Origin of the sequence: Mesorhizobium sp. M0189, assembly GCF_040322135.1 — a bacterium.
Lineage (GTDB): Bacteria > Pseudomonadota > Alphaproteobacteria > Rhizobiales > Rhizobiaceae > Mesorhizobium.
Window position 1 is genome coordinate 344479 of record NZ_JAMYSW010000005.1, and the last position, 17037, is coordinate 361515.

At 62.4% G+C, this 17037-nt stretch carries 20 protein-coding genes; 10 read left to right on the forward strand and 10 right to left on the reverse strand.

The window, feature by feature from the left end; genetic code table 11:
- Positions 1 to 88 precede the first annotated feature (88 nt).
- Together NKJ09_RS12720 and NKJ09_RS12725 are read left to right on the forward strand one after the other, a co-directional pair.
- Positions 89 to 673 (forward strand): DUF1214 domain-containing protein, encoded by a 585-nt coding sequence (locus NKJ09_RS12720; RefSeq protein ID WP_023718400.1) that lies wholly within the window; start codon positions 89 to 91, stop codon positions 671 to 673.
- Positions 666 to 1214: a DUF1254 domain-containing protein gene (locus NKJ09_RS12725; protein ID WP_023718401.1), complete on the forward strand. Its 549-nt coding sequence runs from the start codon at positions 666 to 668 to the stop codon at positions 1212 to 1214. The genes NKJ09_RS12720 and NKJ09_RS12725 overlap by 8 nt, the downstream gene beginning before the upstream one ends.
- Before the next feature lie 14 nt (positions 1215 to 1228).
- On the opposite strand, the gene NKJ09_RS12730 is transcribed toward NKJ09_RS12725, so the two are convergent.
- Complete coding sequence (locus NKJ09_RS12730; RefSeq protein WP_031193791.1) at positions 1229 to 1420, reverse strand: hypothetical protein; 192 nt, start codon at positions 1418 to 1420, stop codon at positions 1229 to 1231.
- Positions 1421 to 1607: 187 nt separating this feature from the next.
- Here NKJ09_RS12730 and NKJ09_RS12735 point away from each other — a divergent pair, with 187 nt between their 5' ends.
- A complete protein-coding gene (locus NKJ09_RS12735; protein ID WP_023718402.1) occupies positions 1608 to 2618 on the forward strand; it encodes a DUF2336 domain-containing protein in 1011 nt (336 codons plus the stop codon).
- A 4-nt stretch (positions 2619 to 2622) separates the two neighbouring features.
- On the opposite strand, the gene NKJ09_RS12740 is transcribed toward NKJ09_RS12735, so the two are convergent.
- The 3 genes from NKJ09_RS12740 to NKJ09_RS12750 all read right to left on the reverse strand — a co-directional run bounded on the left by NKJ09_RS12740 (position 2623) and on the right by NKJ09_RS12750 (position 5552).
- Positions 2623 to 2970 carry a DUF1491 family protein gene (locus tag NKJ09_RS12740; protein WP_023718403.1) on the reverse strand — a complete coding sequence of 116 codons (348 nt, stop codon included), beginning with the start codon at positions 2968 to 2970 and terminating at the stop codon, positions 2623 to 2625.
- A 94-nt stretch (positions 2971 to 3064) separates the two neighbouring features.
- Positions 3065 to 3832: a peptidoglycan-binding domain-containing protein gene (locus NKJ09_RS12745; RefSeq protein ID WP_023718404.1), complete on the reverse strand. Its 768-nt coding sequence runs from the start codon at positions 3830 to 3832 to the stop codon at positions 3065 to 3067.
- Positions 3807 to 5552 (reverse strand): ATP-binding protein, encoded by a 1746-nt coding sequence (locus tag NKJ09_RS12750; protein WP_352494882.1) that lies wholly within the window; start codon positions 5550 to 5552, stop codon positions 3807 to 3809. The genes NKJ09_RS12745 and NKJ09_RS12750 overlap by 26 nt, the downstream gene beginning before the upstream one ends.
- Before the next feature lie 518 nt (positions 5553 to 6070).
- Here NKJ09_RS12750 and NKJ09_RS12755 point away from each other — a divergent pair.
- Both NKJ09_RS12755 and NKJ09_RS12760 read left to right on the forward strand, forming a co-directional pair.
- Positions 6071 to 6439 carry a DUF5330 domain-containing protein gene (locus NKJ09_RS12755; protein WP_352494881.1) on the forward strand — a complete coding sequence of 123 codons (369 nt, stop codon included), beginning with the start codon at positions 6071 to 6073 and terminating at the stop codon, positions 6437 to 6439.
- A 113-nt stretch (positions 6440 to 6552) separates the two neighbouring features.
- Entirely contained in the window at positions 6553 to 6981 is a 429-nt protein-coding gene (locus NKJ09_RS12760; protein WP_023718407.1) for a SufE family protein, read from the forward strand.
- Positions 6982 to 7094: 113 nt separating this feature from the next.
- On the opposite strand, the gene NKJ09_RS12765 is transcribed toward NKJ09_RS12760, so the two are convergent.
- On the reverse strand, positions 7095 to 7520 hold the full coding sequence (locus tag NKJ09_RS12765) for a Ros/MucR family transcriptional regulator (protein ID WP_023677844.1): 426 nt from the start codon (positions 7518 to 7520) through the stop codon (positions 7095 to 7097).
- A gap of 413 nt (positions 7521 to 7933) precedes the next feature.
- Positions 7934 to 8305, reverse strand: a complete 372-nt coding sequence (locus tag NKJ09_RS12770; protein ID WP_023718408.1) for an SH3 domain-containing protein — start codon at positions 8303 to 8305, stop codon at positions 7934 to 7936.
- A 115-nt stretch (positions 8306 to 8420) separates the two neighbouring features.
- Here NKJ09_RS12770 and NKJ09_RS12775 point away from each other — a divergent pair, with 115 nt between their 5' ends.
- The 3 genes from NKJ09_RS12775 to NKJ09_RS12785 all read left to right on the forward strand — a co-directional run bounded on the left by NKJ09_RS12775 (position 8421) and on the right by NKJ09_RS12785 (position 11764).
- Positions 8421 to 10532 (forward strand): S9 family peptidase, encoded by a 2112-nt coding sequence (locus tag NKJ09_RS12775; protein ID WP_352483643.1) that lies wholly within the window; start codon positions 8421 to 8423, stop codon positions 10530 to 10532.
- A 79-nt stretch (positions 10533 to 10611) separates the two neighbouring features.
- Positions 10612 to 11238 (forward strand): LysE family translocator, encoded by a 627-nt coding sequence (locus tag NKJ09_RS12780; protein ID WP_352483644.1) that lies wholly within the window; start codon positions 10612 to 10614, stop codon positions 11236 to 11238.
- A gap of 142 nt (positions 11239 to 11380) precedes the next feature.
- A complete protein-coding gene (locus NKJ09_RS12785) occupies positions 11381 to 11764 on the forward strand; it encodes an SET domain-containing protein (protein WP_023718410.1) in 384 nt (127 codons plus the stop codon).
- A gap of 12 nt (positions 11765 to 11776) precedes the next feature.
- Here the strand turns inward: NKJ09_RS12785 and NKJ09_RS12790 are convergent, their stop codons facing one another.
- The 4 genes from NKJ09_RS12790 to NKJ09_RS12805 all read right to left on the reverse strand — a co-directional run bounded on the left by NKJ09_RS12790 (position 11777) and on the right by NKJ09_RS12805 (position 14938).
- On the reverse strand, positions 11777 to 12727 hold the full coding sequence (locus NKJ09_RS12790; RefSeq protein ID WP_352494820.1) for a cytochrome c: 951 nt from the start codon (positions 12725 to 12727) through the stop codon (positions 11777 to 11779).
- Between the two features lie 9 nt (positions 12728 to 12736).
- Complete coding sequence (locus NKJ09_RS12795) at positions 12737 to 13180, reverse strand: c-type cytochrome (protein WP_023718412.1); 444 nt, start codon at positions 13178 to 13180, stop codon at positions 12737 to 12739.
- A 174-nt stretch (positions 13181 to 13354) separates the two neighbouring features.
- Positions 13355 to 13951: a superoxide dismutase gene (locus NKJ09_RS12800; protein ID WP_023718413.1), complete on the reverse strand. Its 597-nt coding sequence runs from the start codon at positions 13949 to 13951 to the stop codon at positions 13355 to 13357.
- A gap of 108 nt (positions 13952 to 14059) precedes the next feature.
- Positions 14060 to 14938 carry a branched-chain amino acid aminotransferase gene (locus NKJ09_RS12805; protein WP_023718414.1) on the reverse strand — a complete coding sequence of 293 codons (879 nt, stop codon included), beginning with the start codon at positions 14936 to 14938 and terminating at the stop codon, positions 14060 to 14062.
- A gap of 151 nt (positions 14939 to 15089) precedes the next feature.
- Here NKJ09_RS12805 and NKJ09_RS12810 point away from each other — a divergent pair, with 151 nt between their 5' ends.
- Positions 15090 to 15752 (forward strand): haloacid dehalogenase type II, encoded by a 663-nt coding sequence (locus NKJ09_RS12810; RefSeq protein WP_023718415.1) that lies wholly within the window; start codon positions 15090 to 15092, stop codon positions 15750 to 15752.
- A 174-nt stretch (positions 15753 to 15926) separates the two neighbouring features.
- Complete coding sequence (locus tag NKJ09_RS12815) at positions 15927 to 16751, forward strand: L,D-transpeptidase (RefSeq protein ID WP_352494819.1); 825 nt, start codon at positions 15927 to 15929, stop codon at positions 16749 to 16751.
- Positions 16752 to 17037: the final 286 nt, after the last annotated feature.

Here is a 17037-nt window from a genome sequence, read left to right on the forward strand (position 1 = left end):
TCCACAGGGCCGCTTGCCACAAGCCCCCGCACCGCGATATCCCGAGCGACAGTCTTTCAGTCCCCGGCCTTCGGTTCCCCGGCTCCTCATGCTCAAGAATGCCTTCCTGACACTGCTTTCGCTTGCCATCGCCGTCGTCGGCGGTGGCGGCAGCGTCTGGTATGCACTGAAGCTGCAGGACGGCGTCGGCGCCATCAGGATCGGCCAATGGACCGCCTTCCCCGATATCGGCACGCCGACGGCGGATCCTTATTCGAAGGCCCGCGTGGCGCGCGAAGGCGTGCTGGCGCTCGGACAGGCGGAAGGACTGTCCTTCATCGCCGAGCGCGATTCCGGCGGCGAGCAACTCAAGCGGCAATGTGCCTACAAGATTGCGGGCGGCTTTCCCACCGCCCGGTTCTGGACCCTCTATGCCGCAGATCGGTCGCTTGGCGTGATCGAGACCGGCAAGCCGAGGCTGGCTGCGCTGCAGTCCTATCAAGTGCTGCGCGAGGCCGACAATTCGGTGATCATTTCCGTCGGCAGCCGCCCGGCGCCCGACAACTGGCTGCTGACCAGCGGCGCCGGCGGGATGTACTTCGTGCTCACGTTCTATGACACGCCGATCGCCAGCAGCACCGGCCTCTCGGACGTCACGCTGCCGCAGATCCAGAAGGTCGGCTGCAATGCGTAGCCTGCTGCATGCCGTGCTGCTCGGCCTGCTTGGCGGCGGCATCGTGCACATCATCGTGCTGCTGCTCGTCCCCGAGTTTTCCGAACGCGACGCCTGGTCGCGATTGGCCATGGCTTCGGATCTCTACAAGATGACCAGGCTCGACGCGGAAGCCGGCGGCGCGCCGGTGGTGAAATCGGTCGATCCGCTGTTTTATGCGGCGGCTTGCCGCTTCGACCTTGCCGAGGGGATGGTGCGGGTCAAGGCGCCGGGAAAGGTGCCGTTCTGGTCGATATCGGTCTATGACCGCGGCGGCCACAACATCTACTCGTTCAACGACCGCAGCGCGACCGCAGGCGTGCTCGACACCGTGGTGCTGACGCCGGCGCAGATGATCGAGGTCCGCAAGAATCTTCCCGCGGAACTGCAAGGGGCGATCTTCGTCGAAGCGCCGATAGCGGAAGGCATGTTCGTCATCCGCTCGTTCGTGCCCGACGACAGCTGGAAGCCGATCGTCTCGCGGTTTCTCGAACAGAGTTCCTGCGAACTGCAGGATTTTTAACCCACTTCCGATGCTCAGTGATGCGGTACCGGCAATGTCCCCGAAGGTCCCGGCTTATCGGGGCCGACCGGCCGCGTCTCGCCGGTCAGCGGCCGCTGCTCGTAGCGGACCCCGGGAAAGATGATCACCGCCGCCGGCGTTCCCGCGGTTTGTTGTGCTCGATTGGTTGCCGCCGTTCGCGGCACGAAAGACAGTACCATGCCCATGGTTCGCGTATTCCTCTCGGTTGCCCCGGAGCACAACGCAACGCCTCCATAGTCGATTAAGGAGGCAGTAGGTTAACGGAGCGCTAACGGATCGCCGCTAAATTGATCTTTGTTCTTGGGAAACGCGAAACCGGTACAGCCCGGCAGAGCGCAGTCCAGATCGTGTCGAGTGTCGGGCGTATCCTTCGTGTCAGCTTCGGATTTCAGGCAAATCGCAGCAGGAGCTGAATCGGGAAAGGCCGAGAGGCTGTTCCGCGCCGCGGTGTCGGCGTTCTGTTCGCTCACCCGACCTTCACGCCGCGAGATCGCGCAGCTCGAAGACCTGACGCTGCCGCTTTTCGACAATGTCTCGGTCGAATCGCGCCGCTACGTCGCGGCAGCCCTTTCCGAATGCGAATATGCACCCGCCGCGCTGGTGCGGCGGCTTTGCCAGGAGCGGGTCGATATCGCCGCTCCGCTGCTCATCCGCTCGCGTGCCCTCAGCGACGTCGACCTCATCGCGCTGATCGGGCGCCACGGGCTGCCGCATGCCCGTGCCATTGCCCGCCGCAAGGATCTCAATCAAACGATCGCGGATCTCATCAAAGTGCTCGAAAGGCCGACGCTGGTGCGGTCGCAACAGCAGCCGGAAACAACCGCCAAAGCCGCGTCCGAAAACGCCGAAGTGGTTGCGAGCGATGCCAACAGGCAAGAGGCTTCCGATGCCGCCGAAACAGTACGCCGCCGGTTGCGATCCATGATGCGCGCCGAGAGCGGCACCGCTATCGGTCCGTTCGTCGAGCCGCAAACCTATGTCAAGCTGCGCGAGACCGCGCTGACCGGCAATGCGGCATTCTTCCAGACAGCGCTCGCCGATGCGCTCGAAGTCGATTTTTCAACGGCGCGGACGCTCACCACGAGCCAAAATTACACACCGCTGCTGGCCGCCTTGCGCGCGCTCGACCTCAGCGAAGACAAGGCGTTCCTGATCACGGCCACCATCTATCCGACCGAGTTTCCGCACCCGCAGGCGATCCGCATCTTCCTCGACCGCTACCGCCTGCTGCACCGCGACGCGGCGTTGGACAGGCTCCGCGGCTGGAAGGCCGACACCGTGTCGAAAATCGTTCGCAAGCCCGGGCGCGTCGCCGCAAACGCCGACCTGCGCAAGCCGAACAGCGCCGATGTTGCCGCTGTCCCAAAGGCGCGTCGCGTCTGAAAAGTTACGGCAACTTGACCGAGATAAGCTCCTCAACGGGAATGGCGCCCGCCTCGACCTCGACCACCCAGATATCGGGATCGAATTTCTTCTCGCGCTCCAGCCGCGCGTCGAAGATGGCGGCATCGTCGCCCTCGCCGAGAAGGCTGAAGAAACGGTCGTCCGGCCTGGCCGAATCGTAGCTCGTCTGCGGCGCCGGCCCGAACAGCGCCATCTCCCCCAGCCTGCCCCGCGCCAGCACGAAAACCGCGCCGGCTTCCGTCGCGCCGCGCTTGACCACGGCGGCAAAGCCGCCGGCGCTGAAAACCCGACGCAACAGCGCCGATACCCACAGGTCGGTGGTTACCCGCATGGAGAATTCCTGGCCATGCGGCGGTCCTTACAGCATTGGCCGGAAGACTGTAACCGGTCTTTGCCGAGCGACCGGCGTGCGGCCGTCACGACCCTCAGTTGGTCAGGCCGATCTCGCGCATCTTGACGTAGACGATCTCGTCGGGCTCGCCGGTCTCGGGCAGGCCGAAAAGCGCCTGGAATTCCTTGATCGCGGCCTTGGTGCGTGCGCCGACGACGCCGTCCAATTGCATGTCGTCATTGCCGAAAGCTTTCAGTCCGGCCTGGATCTTGACGATGCGGGGATCAGGTGCCGCCGCATTTGCCGGTGCGGACGCTGGAATGGCGGCTGGAACAGCGGCCGTTTCGACCGGCCGCGGCACGGGATGCGGCACCACGGCCGCGGTCGTCGGCGTGGCACCCAGTTGATCCAGCAGAATGCTGTCGATCTCGCCGGAGGCATTCAATCCGACCTTCTGCTGATAGGCCTGGATGGCCTTGCGCGTATTCGGTCCGGGAATGCCGTCGACGGTGCCGGAATAGAAATCGAGATCCTTCAATATGCCCTGGACCTGCTCGACGACCGGGTCGCTCTTGATCGGCGCAGCCGCCGGACGCACGATGTTGATGGTGGTTTCGGGCTCGTCGCTGTCCGCCCGGGGAAAGCGCTCGATGCTCCTGGTGACGAAAAACGCGCCGGCGTGCGGAAAGGGCTGGTACCAAAGAGCGTTCGCCGAGACGTAGAACAGCGTCACCAGGAATGCGGTGGAGCCGCCGACCACAACTGGATTGCGCGAGATCAGGCTGCCCAGAGCCATCGCTCCGTGCTCGAAGGCATTGCCGCGGCGTTTGACCGCCTTAGGCTGTTTTGCGGAGCGACCCATTGCTCTCCCCTTTGCCACCGTCCGCTCTGGCTTTGGCCGCGGACATCGGCACCACGCCGGTCTTCTCCGCCGAGTGGCCCGTCGGGCCGTTCACGGGAAGGCTGATCGTTACCGTGGTGCCCTCGCCCGGCATGCTTTCGATCGACATGGTGCCGTCGTGCAGCGCCACCAGCCCCTTCACCAGCGAAAGCCCGAGCCCGGTGCCTTCGAACCGGCGGGTATAGTCGTTCTGTATCTGCATGAACGGCTTGCCGAGATTGGCAAAATCTTCCTCGGCGATGCCAATGCCGGTGTCCCGGACCCAGAAATGCAGCCGCGAGCCGATCCGCTTGGCGCCGATGACGACGTTGCCGCCTTCGGGCGTGAACTTGATCGCGTTGGAGACGAGATTGATCAGGATCTGCTGCACGGCGCGACGGTCGGCATTTATTTCACCTGCGTCCGGCGCGATCTGGGCCTGCAGATCAATGGCTTTTGCCTCGGCTTGCAGGCGCATCATCGACTGGCACATCTCGACCGCTTCGCGGAAGCGGAACGGTTCCGGTTCGGTCGCATAGGCGCCCGATTCGATCCGCGATACGTCGAGTATCGAGGTGACGACGGCAAGCAGGTGCTGGCCCGAATCCCGTACCAAGCCGACATATTCCTTCTGGCGCGGATCCTTGAAGGTGCCGAACATCTCGTGCAGCAGCATGTCCGAAAAACCGATGATGGCATTGAGCGGGGTGCGCAGCTCGTGGCTGACGACGGCAAGGAAGCGTCCTTTCGCCACCTCGGCCGAGGCAGCCGCTTCATTGGCGGCGGCAAGCTCCTGGCGCAGTCCGGCCAGTTCATCATTCTCGCGCAGAACGAGCGTGAAGACAGTCTCCTGCCCCGGCGCGCGCATCATCTCGAGCGAGAACGGCCGGTAATTGTCGGCCGTCACGCCGCTGTTCTGCGGCAGCCGGACGCGAAGGTCGAGCCGGCGCGACAGAGCGCCATCGCGCATATCGGCCAGCGCGCTGAGATACGGGACGCGGTCGGACAGATGGATGCGATCGAAAAGCCCGGCGCCGAAAAGCAACTCCGGCGGCAGCCTCAGCATGGTGCGCGCCTTGGTCGAGGCGTCCAGAACCTCGCCATGCGCCGCTATTCGCAGCACGACAGCGTCGATCAGGTCTTCGAGCCGGTCGCTGCCGGCAGGATCGAGCTGTGCGTTGGCGGCGCCACGAAGTGGAGCGACACGCGGAAAGAGCGTGAGCGCCCAGGCCAGTGGTACCAGCCAGTGCCATGCGGCGATTTCGGTCTGGCCGAGCGGCAAGACGGAACCGGCGAAAGGCTGCAGCAAGACTGCGACAAGGGCCGATATGGCGCCCCAGATCACGGCACGGCGCGACTGGCCGATCCACCAGGCTTCAAACGGCAGCGCCACCGCAAGCACGGCAACCGGCGAGGCCACACCGCCGGCGGCAGCGACAAGGGAACCCAGGGCAACACTGCTCACGACCAAGGCTAGTTGGCCGGCCAGAGTGATCTTACCCGATGCAGCCACCAGCAGGGCGGCGAACCAGCAAAGGCCGAACGCGGCAAAGATCGCAGCCACAGTCACGGCCGCGCCCATGCCCGACGTGACCAGCGTCACCGCCGCACCTGCGCTGAAGAGAGGAGCCGCCAGCATGACGCCAATGAACCGGCTGTGGCGGCGTCGGTCGTCCTGGCCGAGGACGGACGGATGAACCATCCGTTCGCAACCGGCGGCTATCGCGCCCGGCAACTCGGCGTATCTGGCCTTGATCGCACTCAACTCAACGCACCCGGTCGTGAACGGCCCTGCTTTGCAGGTGGCTTTTGTCGATCCGAAACTCGCATCCAGCATTTAAGGAATGGATAAGGCTGGGCCGATCGTCCCCCGGCCGGCTGCAAATATCGGGATACCGGCGGCGAAAAACCGGGGCAATTGCCGCCATAGTAAACGGAGCGTTATCCGGACCGCCCGCGTCTGGACTTGGGCCGAGGGCATCAAACTGTCGCCGGGTCAAAAAACGAGCAGGAAAAACAACAGGTTGGATGGTTACCCTTTGCTGAATAAAATCTGTGCCTTTCGAGGCAAATGAATTTCAAAACACTTCGTTTCGAATCTGCCTAAAATTTGAGGAAAACTGTTGCTTTCGGGACAAGCCGTCCTTTGCGCGTCTGTGCCAATATCGCGGTACAAGGGTTGTGCGGTTCGGATGCATGACCGTCATAAAGGACAGACAGATGGGCTTTCTGATAAGAGCTGCTTTCTGGTTTTCGCTGGTGCTTCTGGCGCTGCCGCTGGGTGTCGGCTCCGATGATGCGGGCCGCGGAAGCGTCGGGCCGCTCCAGGCGCTGTTTGCCGCGCGCGAAGCCGTCGGCGACATCGCCGGCATCTGCGAGCGCAAGCCGGACGTCTGCGAGACCGGCAAATCGGCAATGCACACCATCACCGCCCGGGCAAAGGAGACCGCCAAGATCGCGGCCGCCATGCTGGACGACAAGGCCGCTGAACCCGATACGGTGACGACCACCGGCAGCGTGCCCGAGGAAATCGTCTTGCCGGCGAAAGTCGATTTGCCGGCGAAAGTGCACTTGCCGGCAAAGAACTGAGACTGTTTCGGCCGAATCCATCGCTAAACCGCAGGGCGCCCCGCTCTCGGCGCCTGCGGCGTTTCTCCTCTTTTTCCGTGACGCGGCCGCGCCGGATGACTATATCCGGGGAAATGACCACGACGATCCAGACCATCCGCGACGACTTTTCCCTGCTCGACGAGTGGGAAGACCGCTATCGGTATGTGATTGAACTGGGTGAAGCGCTGCCGCCATTTCCCGACGAGCAACGCATACAAGCCAACAAGGTGCCCGGCTGCGTCAGCCAGGTCTGGCTGACCACCGAGCAAGGCGAGGGTGCCAATCCCGTTATTACCTTCAAGGGCGATTCCGACGCCCATATCGTGCGCGGCCTGGTTGCCATCATGCTGGCGCTGTTTTCGGGACGGCCCGCCAGCGAAATCCAGAGGACCGACGCAGAGGCAACGCTAAAGGCACTCGGACTTGACGAGCACCTGTCGCCGCAGCGCGCCAATGGTCTTCGCTCGATGGTCAAGCGTATCAAGCGTGACGCCGAGGCAGCGCTGAAGCAGACCGCCTGACCGGACGGCAATTACCAGCAGTATGAAGAACTGGCGGCCCGAGCTTGGTCTCCCCCCAATACAAAACGGCGCCCGAAGGCGCCGCTTGAGTGTCAAACCGGAAGAGCCGCTTGTCAGCGTCCCTTGCGCTTGCGACCGAGACCCATCTTCTTGGCGAGCTGCGAACGGGCGGCCGCATAATTGGGCGCAACCATCGGATAGCTCGGGTCCAGGTTCCACTTTTCGCGATACTGGTCGGGCGTCAGATCATAGTGGGTCATCAAGTGACGCTTGAGCGACTTGAACTTCTTGCCGTCTTCGAGACAGATGATGTAGTCGTCATGCACCGAACGCTTCGGATTTACCGCCGGCTTCTGCTTGTCGGCAGGCGGCTGCTCGGCGGCCCCGCCGACGCGCCCGAGAGCGGCATGGACATCGGCGATGAGGTTCGGCAATTCGCCGACCGGCACGGGATTGTTGCTGACATAGGCGGCCACCACATCGGCGGTGAGCTCGATCAGCGCGTCACTGTTTCTGGAAGGTGTTTCGGTAATATCCATGGCGTTCAGGCCCCAACGAGAATTGTTTCTGTTTGCGCCCGTTTCGATAGTTGGGCATCGCGCGAACTTGTGCAGGAAAAAGCCTCCGCGATTCGCGTCGCGCCATCTTAATGGGCCTGAGCGTCAAGTAAGTCAATTCGCTTCTTGCGCTCTATTCAGCGATACAAGTCAAATCTTTCATATTCAGCTTCACTCTTTCGTGCAGAGTGTAACTTTGCCGTTTTTTCTGGTCAGACCAGCATCGACTGACGCCGCGGCAAGCAGCCATTACACAGATGGCAGCAGGTAAATAGAGCTCAATGCTTGATCCTGCCCGCAGCATTACAGCCTGGCCGATCGGCGGATTCAGTAAAATCATAGGTTGCGAAGCGTTACTGTTGCTCGTGAGCCGTCGGCCGGAGCGGCGTGCTGCGTCACTGAAACGGGGTGATGTATTTTCCGTAGACCCAGCCGGTGACGAACTGGCCGCTCTGTGCCGGATCGTGCCAGACTTCGCACCAGCGATGGCGGATCTTCTGTTTCTGCTGCCAGTAGGTTTGGCTGGTCATGTCGAGCAGGTTTATCCCACCGGTGCATTTGCCGGTCATCTGCAGAACCGTCCCGTTGGGATAGGCGGCCTGCTTCTGCGAAGTTCCTGAAGGATATTTGCGCACATTGAGCGTGTCGCCGAACGGCACATTGGCCACTTGCCAAGCCGCAAAGGCAGTTGCATGAGATTGACCGGCATTGGCCAGGGTCATCGCAGCGACGGCGAGGGCCGCGGCAGTCCGAGAAAAAATATTCATTGTCCTCTCCTCCAGCCCGTCCTCTTGAGCCACCACGACAATAGATCGTAGCCCTTGAACCCGCGCTGATCGGCGTGTTCATTCGCCATTCAAGTAACTTCCACAGCGAGACGCAATGACCAGAACTCCAGTGTTTCCGACCGCCACCCCGCCGCAGCCGGAGAAGCGGCCGATCTTCGACACGCATCACGGCATGACGCGGACGGACGACTATGCCTGGCTGAGGGCCGTGAATTGGCAAGAGATGTTCAGGGACCCGTCGCTGCTCGACGGCCAGATCCGCGCCCACCTCGAAGCCGAGAATGCTTACCAGGCGGCGCTGATGGCCGATACGGTCCAACTGCAGAAACAGCTTTTCGCGGAAATGAAGGGACGCATCAAGGAAGACGATTCTTCCGTGCCGATGAAGGACGGGCCTTACGCCTACGGCTCCTCCTTCAAGCTTGGCGGCCAGCAGCCGCGTTATTTCCGCACGGCGCGCGACGGCGGCGACAAGCAGATCTTGCTCGACGGCGATGCCGAGGCCGAGGGCAAGCCCTATTTCCGCCTGGGCGGCGTCGATCATTCGGACGACCACCGCAAGCTGCTCTGGGCCTTCGACGACAAGGGTTCCGAATTCTACACGCTGCGCGTCCGCGATTTCGCCGGCGGCAACGATCTGACGGACAGGGTCCCCGACACCGGCGGCGGCGGTGTGTGGGATGCCGGCAATGACGGTTTTTTCTACACCCGCCTCGACCCCAACCACCGTCCTTCCAAAGTGCTGTTCCATGCGCTTGGCGATAGTCCTGAAAACGACCGGCTGATCTACGAGGAAACCGATCCGGGCTTCTTCATGGATGTCGGCGGCACACGCTCCAACGAGTGGATCATGATCGGCATCAACGACCATGAGACCTCGGAATATCGCATCATGAACGCCAACGAACCGTCCGCAGAGCCGAAGCTGGTTGCGGCACGCCAGACCGGCTTGCAGTACGACCTTGAGGAAGGCGGCGACATCTTCTTCATCCTCACAAATGCCGACGGCGCCAAGGACTTCAAGATCATGACGGCGCCGGCCCATGATCCGGTGCGCGCCAACTGGCAGGAACTGGTGCCGCACGAAGCGGGCCGGCTGATCCTTTCGGTAATCGGCTTCAAGGACCACATGGTCCGGCTGGAGCGCAAGGAAGGCCTGCCACGCATCGTCGTGCGCGATCGCAAGAGCGGCGAAGAGCACCTGATCTCCTTCGACGAGGAAGCCTTCTCGCTCGGCCTGTCCGGCTCCTACGAATACGACACCGAAATCATGCGCTTTTCCTATTCGTCGATGACGACGCCGGCGCAGGTCTTCGATTACAACATGCGCACCCGCGAGCGCGTGCTGCTCAAGACCCAGGAAGTGCCGTCCGGCCATGACCCGGAGCACTATGTCACGCGCCGGCTGATGGCGCCTGCCGCCGACGGCGAACTGGTGCCGATCTCGCTCCTCCACCACCGCGACACGCCGCTCGACGGATCGGCGCCTTGCCTGCTTTACGGCTACGGATCTTACGGCATAGCCGTACCCGCCGCGTTCAACACCAATTTGTTTTCGCTGGTCGACCGCGGCTTTGTCTACGCGATTGCCCATGTCCGCGGCGGCAAGGACAAGGGCTATGGCTGGTACGACGACGGCAAGCGGGCGAACAAGATGAATACGTTCACCGATTTTGTCGCTGCCGCCCACCACCTCGTCGCCGAACGCTATACGCAGCATGACCGCATCGTCGCGCAAGGCGGCTCGGCCGGCGGCATGCTGATGGGCGCGGTCGCCAACATGGCGCCGCAATGCTTCGGCGGCATCGTCGCCGAGGTTCCCTTCGTCGACGTGCTCACCACCATGCTCGACGCAAGCTTGCCGCTGACGCCGCCGGAATGGCCGGAATGGGGCAACCCGATCGCTTCGGCGGAGGATTACCGGACCATCGCCGCCTACTCGCCCTACGACAATGTCGCCGCACTCGACTATCCACCGATCCTGGCGCTGGCCGGCCTGACCGACCCGCGCGTCACCTATTGGGAGCCGGCCAAATGGGTGGCGCGGTTGCGCGACCGCAAGACAGGGGGGAATCCGGTTCTGTTCAAGATCAACATGGATTCAGGCCACGCCGGCGCCTCCGGCCGGTTTTCCAGGCTGGAGGAAATCGCGTTCACCTATGCCTTCGCGCTCAAGGTAACAGGCAAGGCCGAACCAGCCGCGTGAAGTCGGGGGAGAGCGGTCATTGCCTTCCGTTCCGAGACGTGGCTTTCATTCGCGGTAAGAGTTGCGGAGACGCCCACCAATGATCGATCTCGCCACATTGATTGCGTATGTCGCGGTTGTGCTTGGCTTTGTCTTCATCCCCGGTCCGGCCACCCTTCTGACCGTGGCGCGGGCCACCAGTTCCGGAACCAGGGTTGGCATCGCGACCGGCGCGGGGATCGCGGCCGGCGACGTGGTTCACACCTTCATGGCGATCGTCGGCATTTCGGCGATCATTGCCACGTCGGCGGCGCTTTTCAGCATCGTGAAGTACATCGGCGCAGCCTACCTCATTTATCTCGGCATTCGCGCGATCATCGAGAAAACGCCTGCCTATCCGGCCGCCGGCGCACTTGCGATCCCCGCTACCAAAGCATTTCGGCAGGCTGTTTTGACCGAGGTTCTCAACCCCAAGACCGCGCTTTTCTTCCTTGCATTTCTTCCGCAGTTCGTGCGGCCTGAAAACGGATCGGTGATGCTTCAACTGGCGACATTGGGCGTGATCTTTGTTCTGTTGGGCCTCATCAGCACGCTGGTTTTCGCCGTGGGTGCGGGCGGCCTCGGTGCATTCCTGCGCCGAAACCCGACGGTGCTGAGATGGCAAGGCAAGGCTGTCGGCGGCATCTATTGCGCCTTGGGCATCCGGCCGGCGCTGCAACAGCGCTAGGACCTCGACAGGCGACGCCGTATGAGGCTTCGGATAATGGGCAGGCACAGCTGATTTTCCGCTCGCAATTGCAAAGGCCGCGCGCTACCCAGTGCGCGGCTTTTCACAGCCGCGCCAACACACAATCACCCAGGGATCTGCCATGTTGCTCGTCGATGTCTATCTCGACAAATCGCCCATCCAGGGCATCGGCGTCTTTGCCAAAAACCACATTGCCCGCGGCACGCTGGTCTGGAAGCTCGACCCGAAATACGACCGGCGCATCGAGGTGGAGACCTACGAGCGGGAAACCGGGCCGGTCAAAACCTATCTCGACCGCTACGCCTATCCGGACCGGCGCGACCCGAATTACATCGTCTTCGAAGCCGACGATGCGCGCTACATGAACCATGCCGACAGCCCGAATTGCGACGTCTCGCAGCCGGAGGAGACCTATGCCTTGCGCGACATTGCGCCCGGCGAGGAAATGACCTGCGACTACAATCACTTCTTCGAAACCGGCTTCGACTTCCTCGGCGACCGCTGACCCAACGGCCCGTCAGCTCGCCGGCTTCTTGCGCGCCGGATAGCCGTTGGGATGCGGCGGCACGGCATTCAGATAGGCGGCGATCGCCGCGCGGTCCTCCCGGGTCAGCACGGCCATGTTCCGTTGCACGTCGACCATCGCGCCGCCGACCGTATCGAAGTCCGGCGTGAAGCCGGTTTCGAGATAGTTGGCGATGTCGGCTTCCGACCAGTCGGCGATGCCGCCCTCGCCCGACGTGATGTTGGGCACGATGCCGCTGCCTTCCGCGGCCGCGGCGCCTGCCAGCCACTGGCTCTTCCTGGTACCGCCGGTAAGGTCCCGCGGCGTGTGGCATTCGCCGCAATGGCCGGGGCCTTCGACCAAATAGCGGCCGGCCTGCACCGGCTGTGGCGTGCCTTCGGGAAAGGAAACGACCGGCTTGTCGCTCAGATAGAGCAATTTCCACAGACCAAGGCCGCGTCGGACGTTGAAGGGAAACCCCAGCGAATTGGCGGGTGCCTTGCCGGCGACCGCGGGCAAGGTCTTCAGGAACGCATAGAGATCGGCAATGTCGGCCGGCTTCATGCGCGCGTATGAAATATAGGGAAATGCTGGATAAAGATGCTCGCCCGACGGCGACACGCCCTTCAGCATGGCGTTGGCAAAGTCTTCGACCGACCAGGCGCCGATGCCGTCCTTGGTATCCTGCGAGATATTCGGCGGCACGAAGGTGCCGAATGGCGTCTTGAGCTCGAGGCCGCCGACCAGCTGAAGGCGAGCGTCGCCTTGCGAGCCAGGCTTGGCATGACAGGATGTGCAGCCGCCAGCGTAGAAGATGCGCTTGCCCCTGTCAGCGTCACCGGGGCCAAGCTGCGCCAGCGTGGCGGCACCGAGCCTGACCGGAGCCGACAGGAACCAGCCGGCAATCGCGGCGACGCCGCCCAGAACGAGGGCGGCGCCGACGAGTTTCTTCAGCAAGGGCATTGCCCGCTATCAGCCTTTTTTCACCCTGTAGCTTTGATGACAGTTGCCGCAGCCGCCGCCGATGGTGTTGAACTGTGCCTTCAACGCGTCGGCATCCGCAGGTGCCGCGGCGACCGCCGCCTTGACGTCGGCGAGGTACTTGCCTTCAGCCGTCTTGAAGCCGGCCATGTCCTGCCAGATCTTGGGAGACGCCGTGGTGTCGCCGATGTCGCTGCCCGCCGGGAACAGCGCGTCGACGCCGGCATGGAATTTCTCGGCATTGGCCTGCAGTGCCTGCAACGCCGTCAGCACCGAAGCTGCGTCGTAGGGCGTCTCGCCCTTGACCACTTTCGACAAGCCGGCGGCGATCTTGCCACGTTCCTTCATCAGGGCCTGCCGGTCAGCGACCGGGTCGGCAAATGCCGCCGAACCGGCGAAGGCGAGCATCGAGATGGCGAGGATAAGCTTTCTCATTCACTTGGCTCCATGTTGAAGGCAATTCAGGGTGCGGTCCCACCCCGATGACAAACGGCAAGGATGGCTTAAAAATTCCGACGCTTCGCCTCACGCTTGCGTGAAATTTTTGCAACTGTCGTTCTGATGCTGAAAAAGAAAAGCCCCGGTTCTGCCGGGGCTTTCTGGAACGGATCAGGCCTTTTCGTAGAGTTCGAGCACATAGTCCCAGTTGATGAGACTGTCGACGAAGGCTTCGAGATATTTCGGTCGGGCGTTGCGATAATCGATGTAGTAGGAATGTTCCCAGACATCGACGCCAAGGATCGGCGTCGCGCCATGGACGAGCGGGTTCTCGCCATTCGGCGTCTTCGAGATCGCCAGCTTGCCGTCCTTGACCGAGACCCAGGCCCAGCCCGAACCGAACTGGGTGGTGCCGGCGGCGATGAAGTCGGCCTTGAACTTGTCGTAGCCGCCAAGATCGCTGTCGACCGCTTTTTGCAAGGCGCCCGGCAGCTTGTTGCCGCCGCCGCCCTTCTTCATCCATTTCCAGAAATGGATATGATTGTAGTGCTGGGCGGCATTGTTGAAGAGCCCCGCATTCTTGCCGAAGGACTGTTTGACGGCCTCTTCGACCGACAAATCGCCCAGGCCCGCCTCGGCGGCCAGCTTGTTGCCGTTGTCGACGTAGGCCTTGTGGTGCTTGTCGTGATGATATTCCAGCGTTTCCTTGGACATATAAGGCTGCAAAGCCTCGTAATCATAGGGCAAGGCGGGCAATTCAAAAGCCATCGGTCGTACTCCCTCGTGGAAAAATCCGGTGTCGATACCGGACTAACATAGGACTGGATTGGTCTGGAACAACTCCGGAAACGAAGCGCCGGGCCGCTTTTTAGCGGGTCAGCCGGGCGAAGTCGAATGCGCCCATTCCCAATAGAGTTCGCGCGCCTTCTTGGCCACCGGCCCGGGCTGCAGATTGCGATCCTCGATACGGGTGACCGGCACGACTTTCGAGTGGTTTCCGGTCGAGAAGATTTCGTCCGCCTCCAGGAAATCGCGGATCGACAGCGTCTTTTCCGTCGTCGTGAAACCGTACTCGCCAAGCAGGGCCATGGTGCGCGCGCGAGTGATGCCGGACAGGAAGGTGCCGTTCGGCGCCGGCGTCAGGACATGGCCGTCCTTGACCAGGAAAATATTCGAGGTCCCGGTCTCGGCGACATTGCCCAGCATGTCGAGCACGAGCGCATTGTCGAAGCCGCGCATCTTGGCTTCGAGGATGGCCCTGCCGTTGTTGGGATAAAGGCAGCCGGCCTTGGCGTTAGTCGGCATGGTTTCGATTGTCGGGCGGCGGAACGGCGACACCGTCACCGAAAAACCCGCTGGCGAGATCATCGGCGATTCATAGAGGCAAAGGCAGAAACGCGTCGAGGCCGGGTCGGCCGGCACGCCCATATAGCCGCCATGCTCGGCCCAATACATCGGCCTGATGTAGACCGCTGTGTTGCCGTCGAACTTCTTCAGCCCGTCCCAGGTCAGGCCGACGATCTTGTCGGTGCTCATCGTCGGTTTCAGGCCGAGCGCGATCGCCGAGGCGTTCACCCTTGCTGCATGGCGATCGAGGTCGGGAGCGACGCCCTCGAACCAACGGGCGCCGTCGAACACGCTGGTGCCGAGCCACATGGCATGGCTGCGCGGCCCGAGGATGGCGACGTTGCCCTCATACCAGTCGCCGTCGACGAAGGTCCATGTCGCGGATTGCGCCGCAGTCGCCAGTGTCATTGCCAGGTTCCGTTCGATGCTTGTTGCGGCGCATTGGAAGATGCTTTGGCGGCCGCCGTCAACCGGTTTGGCTGAGATTTGTTGAGGCCAGCGGGCTGGCGGACTGCAATCAGCGCTTGCGCCTTGCCTTGCGCAGCCTCAAAACTGTCGCATGCACCATGCAGCTTACGTTTTCGACGCCTATGGCACGCTGTTCGACGTGCACGCGGCCGTGCGCCGTCACGCCGACCAGATCGGGCCGGACGGCCAGTTGCTGTCCGAGATCTGGCGCGCAAAGCAGCTGGAATATTCCTGGGTGCGGACGCTGATGGGGGCCTATGCCGATTTCTGGCAGCTCACCGAGCAGGCACTCGATTTCGCCCTGCGCAAGGTTCCGTCCGCCGATGCCGGGCTGAAGGCGAAGTTGCTCGAGGCCTATTGGCGGCTGGACTGCTATCCGGAGGTGCCGGCCGTGCTCAAGGCGCTCAAGGCATCGGGGGCAAGGCTGGCGATCCTGTCCAACGGTTCGCCTGAAATGCTGGAGGCGGCCGTCAAGTCCGCCGCGCTCGACCAGGTCCTGGACGACGTCTTTTCCGTCGACAGCGTCAGGCGCTTCAAGACCGACCCGTCGGTCTACGACATAGTCACCACGGGCTGGCGCCTCTATCCAGGCGCTGTCTCTTTCCAGTCCTCCAACCGCTGGGACGTTGCCGGCGCCACCAAATTCGGCTTCCGGACGGTGTGGATCAACCGCGCCAATCACCCAGAGGAATACCGGGATTTCCCACCGGCCCTGATCCTGCCGTCCCTTGAAGGTCTGGTTGCCGCGGTTTGACACCGGAAATGTTGCGTCGGCGCAACAGTAGCGATCCAGTCACAGCTTTGCCTTTGTTTGTCCACCCTGCGGCCAGAATTGGAACCGCCTATCGCGCCGAGCATTGCTCGAGCACCTGCGCACAACCGGACGCATTCATGCTTTGTTGCGATTTGAGACTTAAAAAAGGCAATCATGTTCACACCTCCATCGTCCTCTCTGCGCCTTAGCCGTCGCGGTTTCCTCAACGCCGCAGCCCTTGGCGCCGCCTCGGTCGCGGTCTCCAGTTGCACCACGCTGTCGCAACAGCCGGTCGAGCCACCGCCGCCGACCTATGTCGAGCCGGCGCTCGGCGACTATATGACGATGTATGGGCCGATGTCTGATGGCGGCTTCGAGCTGCCGGCGATACCGGTCGACAAAATCGACCCGCAGTTCCTGCGCCAGATCGTGGACGATCCGACCGGGCAGCAGCCGGGCACCATCGTCGTCGACACCACCAATCACTTCCTCTACTTGGTGCGCCCGGGCGGCCAGGCTATCCGCTACGGTGTCGGCCTCGGCCGCGCCGGTTTCGAATGGTCGGGCGATGCCGTGGTCCAATGGAAGCAGAAATGGCCGAAATGGACGCCGCCGGACGAAATGATCTCCCGGCAGCCGGAGTTGAAACCCTACAGCGCCGAGAATGGCGGCATGCCCGGCGGGCTCAAGAACCCGCTTGGCGCGCGGGCGCTCTATCTCTTCCAAGGCAACCAGGACACGCTCTACCGCTTGCACGGTTCGCCGGAATGGCGGTCGATCGGCAAGTCGGTGTCGTCGGGCTGTGTTCGCCTGATGAACCAGGACATTATCGATCTCTACGACCGTGTGCCAAACAAGACCCCGGTCGTGGTGACGGCCGATATCGGCCAGCCGATGGTGGCGACCGCAAACCGCAAAGCCATTCCGATCGACGCCGGCGTGCCGGAAGGATCGATCCTGCTCGGCCCGATAAAATCGATCACAAACTCTATCTTCTGAATTGGGCGAAAGCACAGGCGGGATTGCTCACGGCTCCTGCTGGTTTTGCCGAGCGTCGGCTTGCCCGTGCCGGTGCCCGCCTTCAGGTGCGGTGTTTATGCCGAGCAGCGGATTTTGCCGCGCTCTGTGCAGTCCGCCGGTGGACAGCTCATGATCCAAATACGTCTTCCGAAGGCCAAGCGGTCGGATGACCGCTTTGCGCCTAATCTCGGCCGTATAGATTCGCTTTGCCGTTTCCTGAAAGCTGACGTCGCAGGCGACCGCGCTGGAGGTCGTGGTGGCGCCA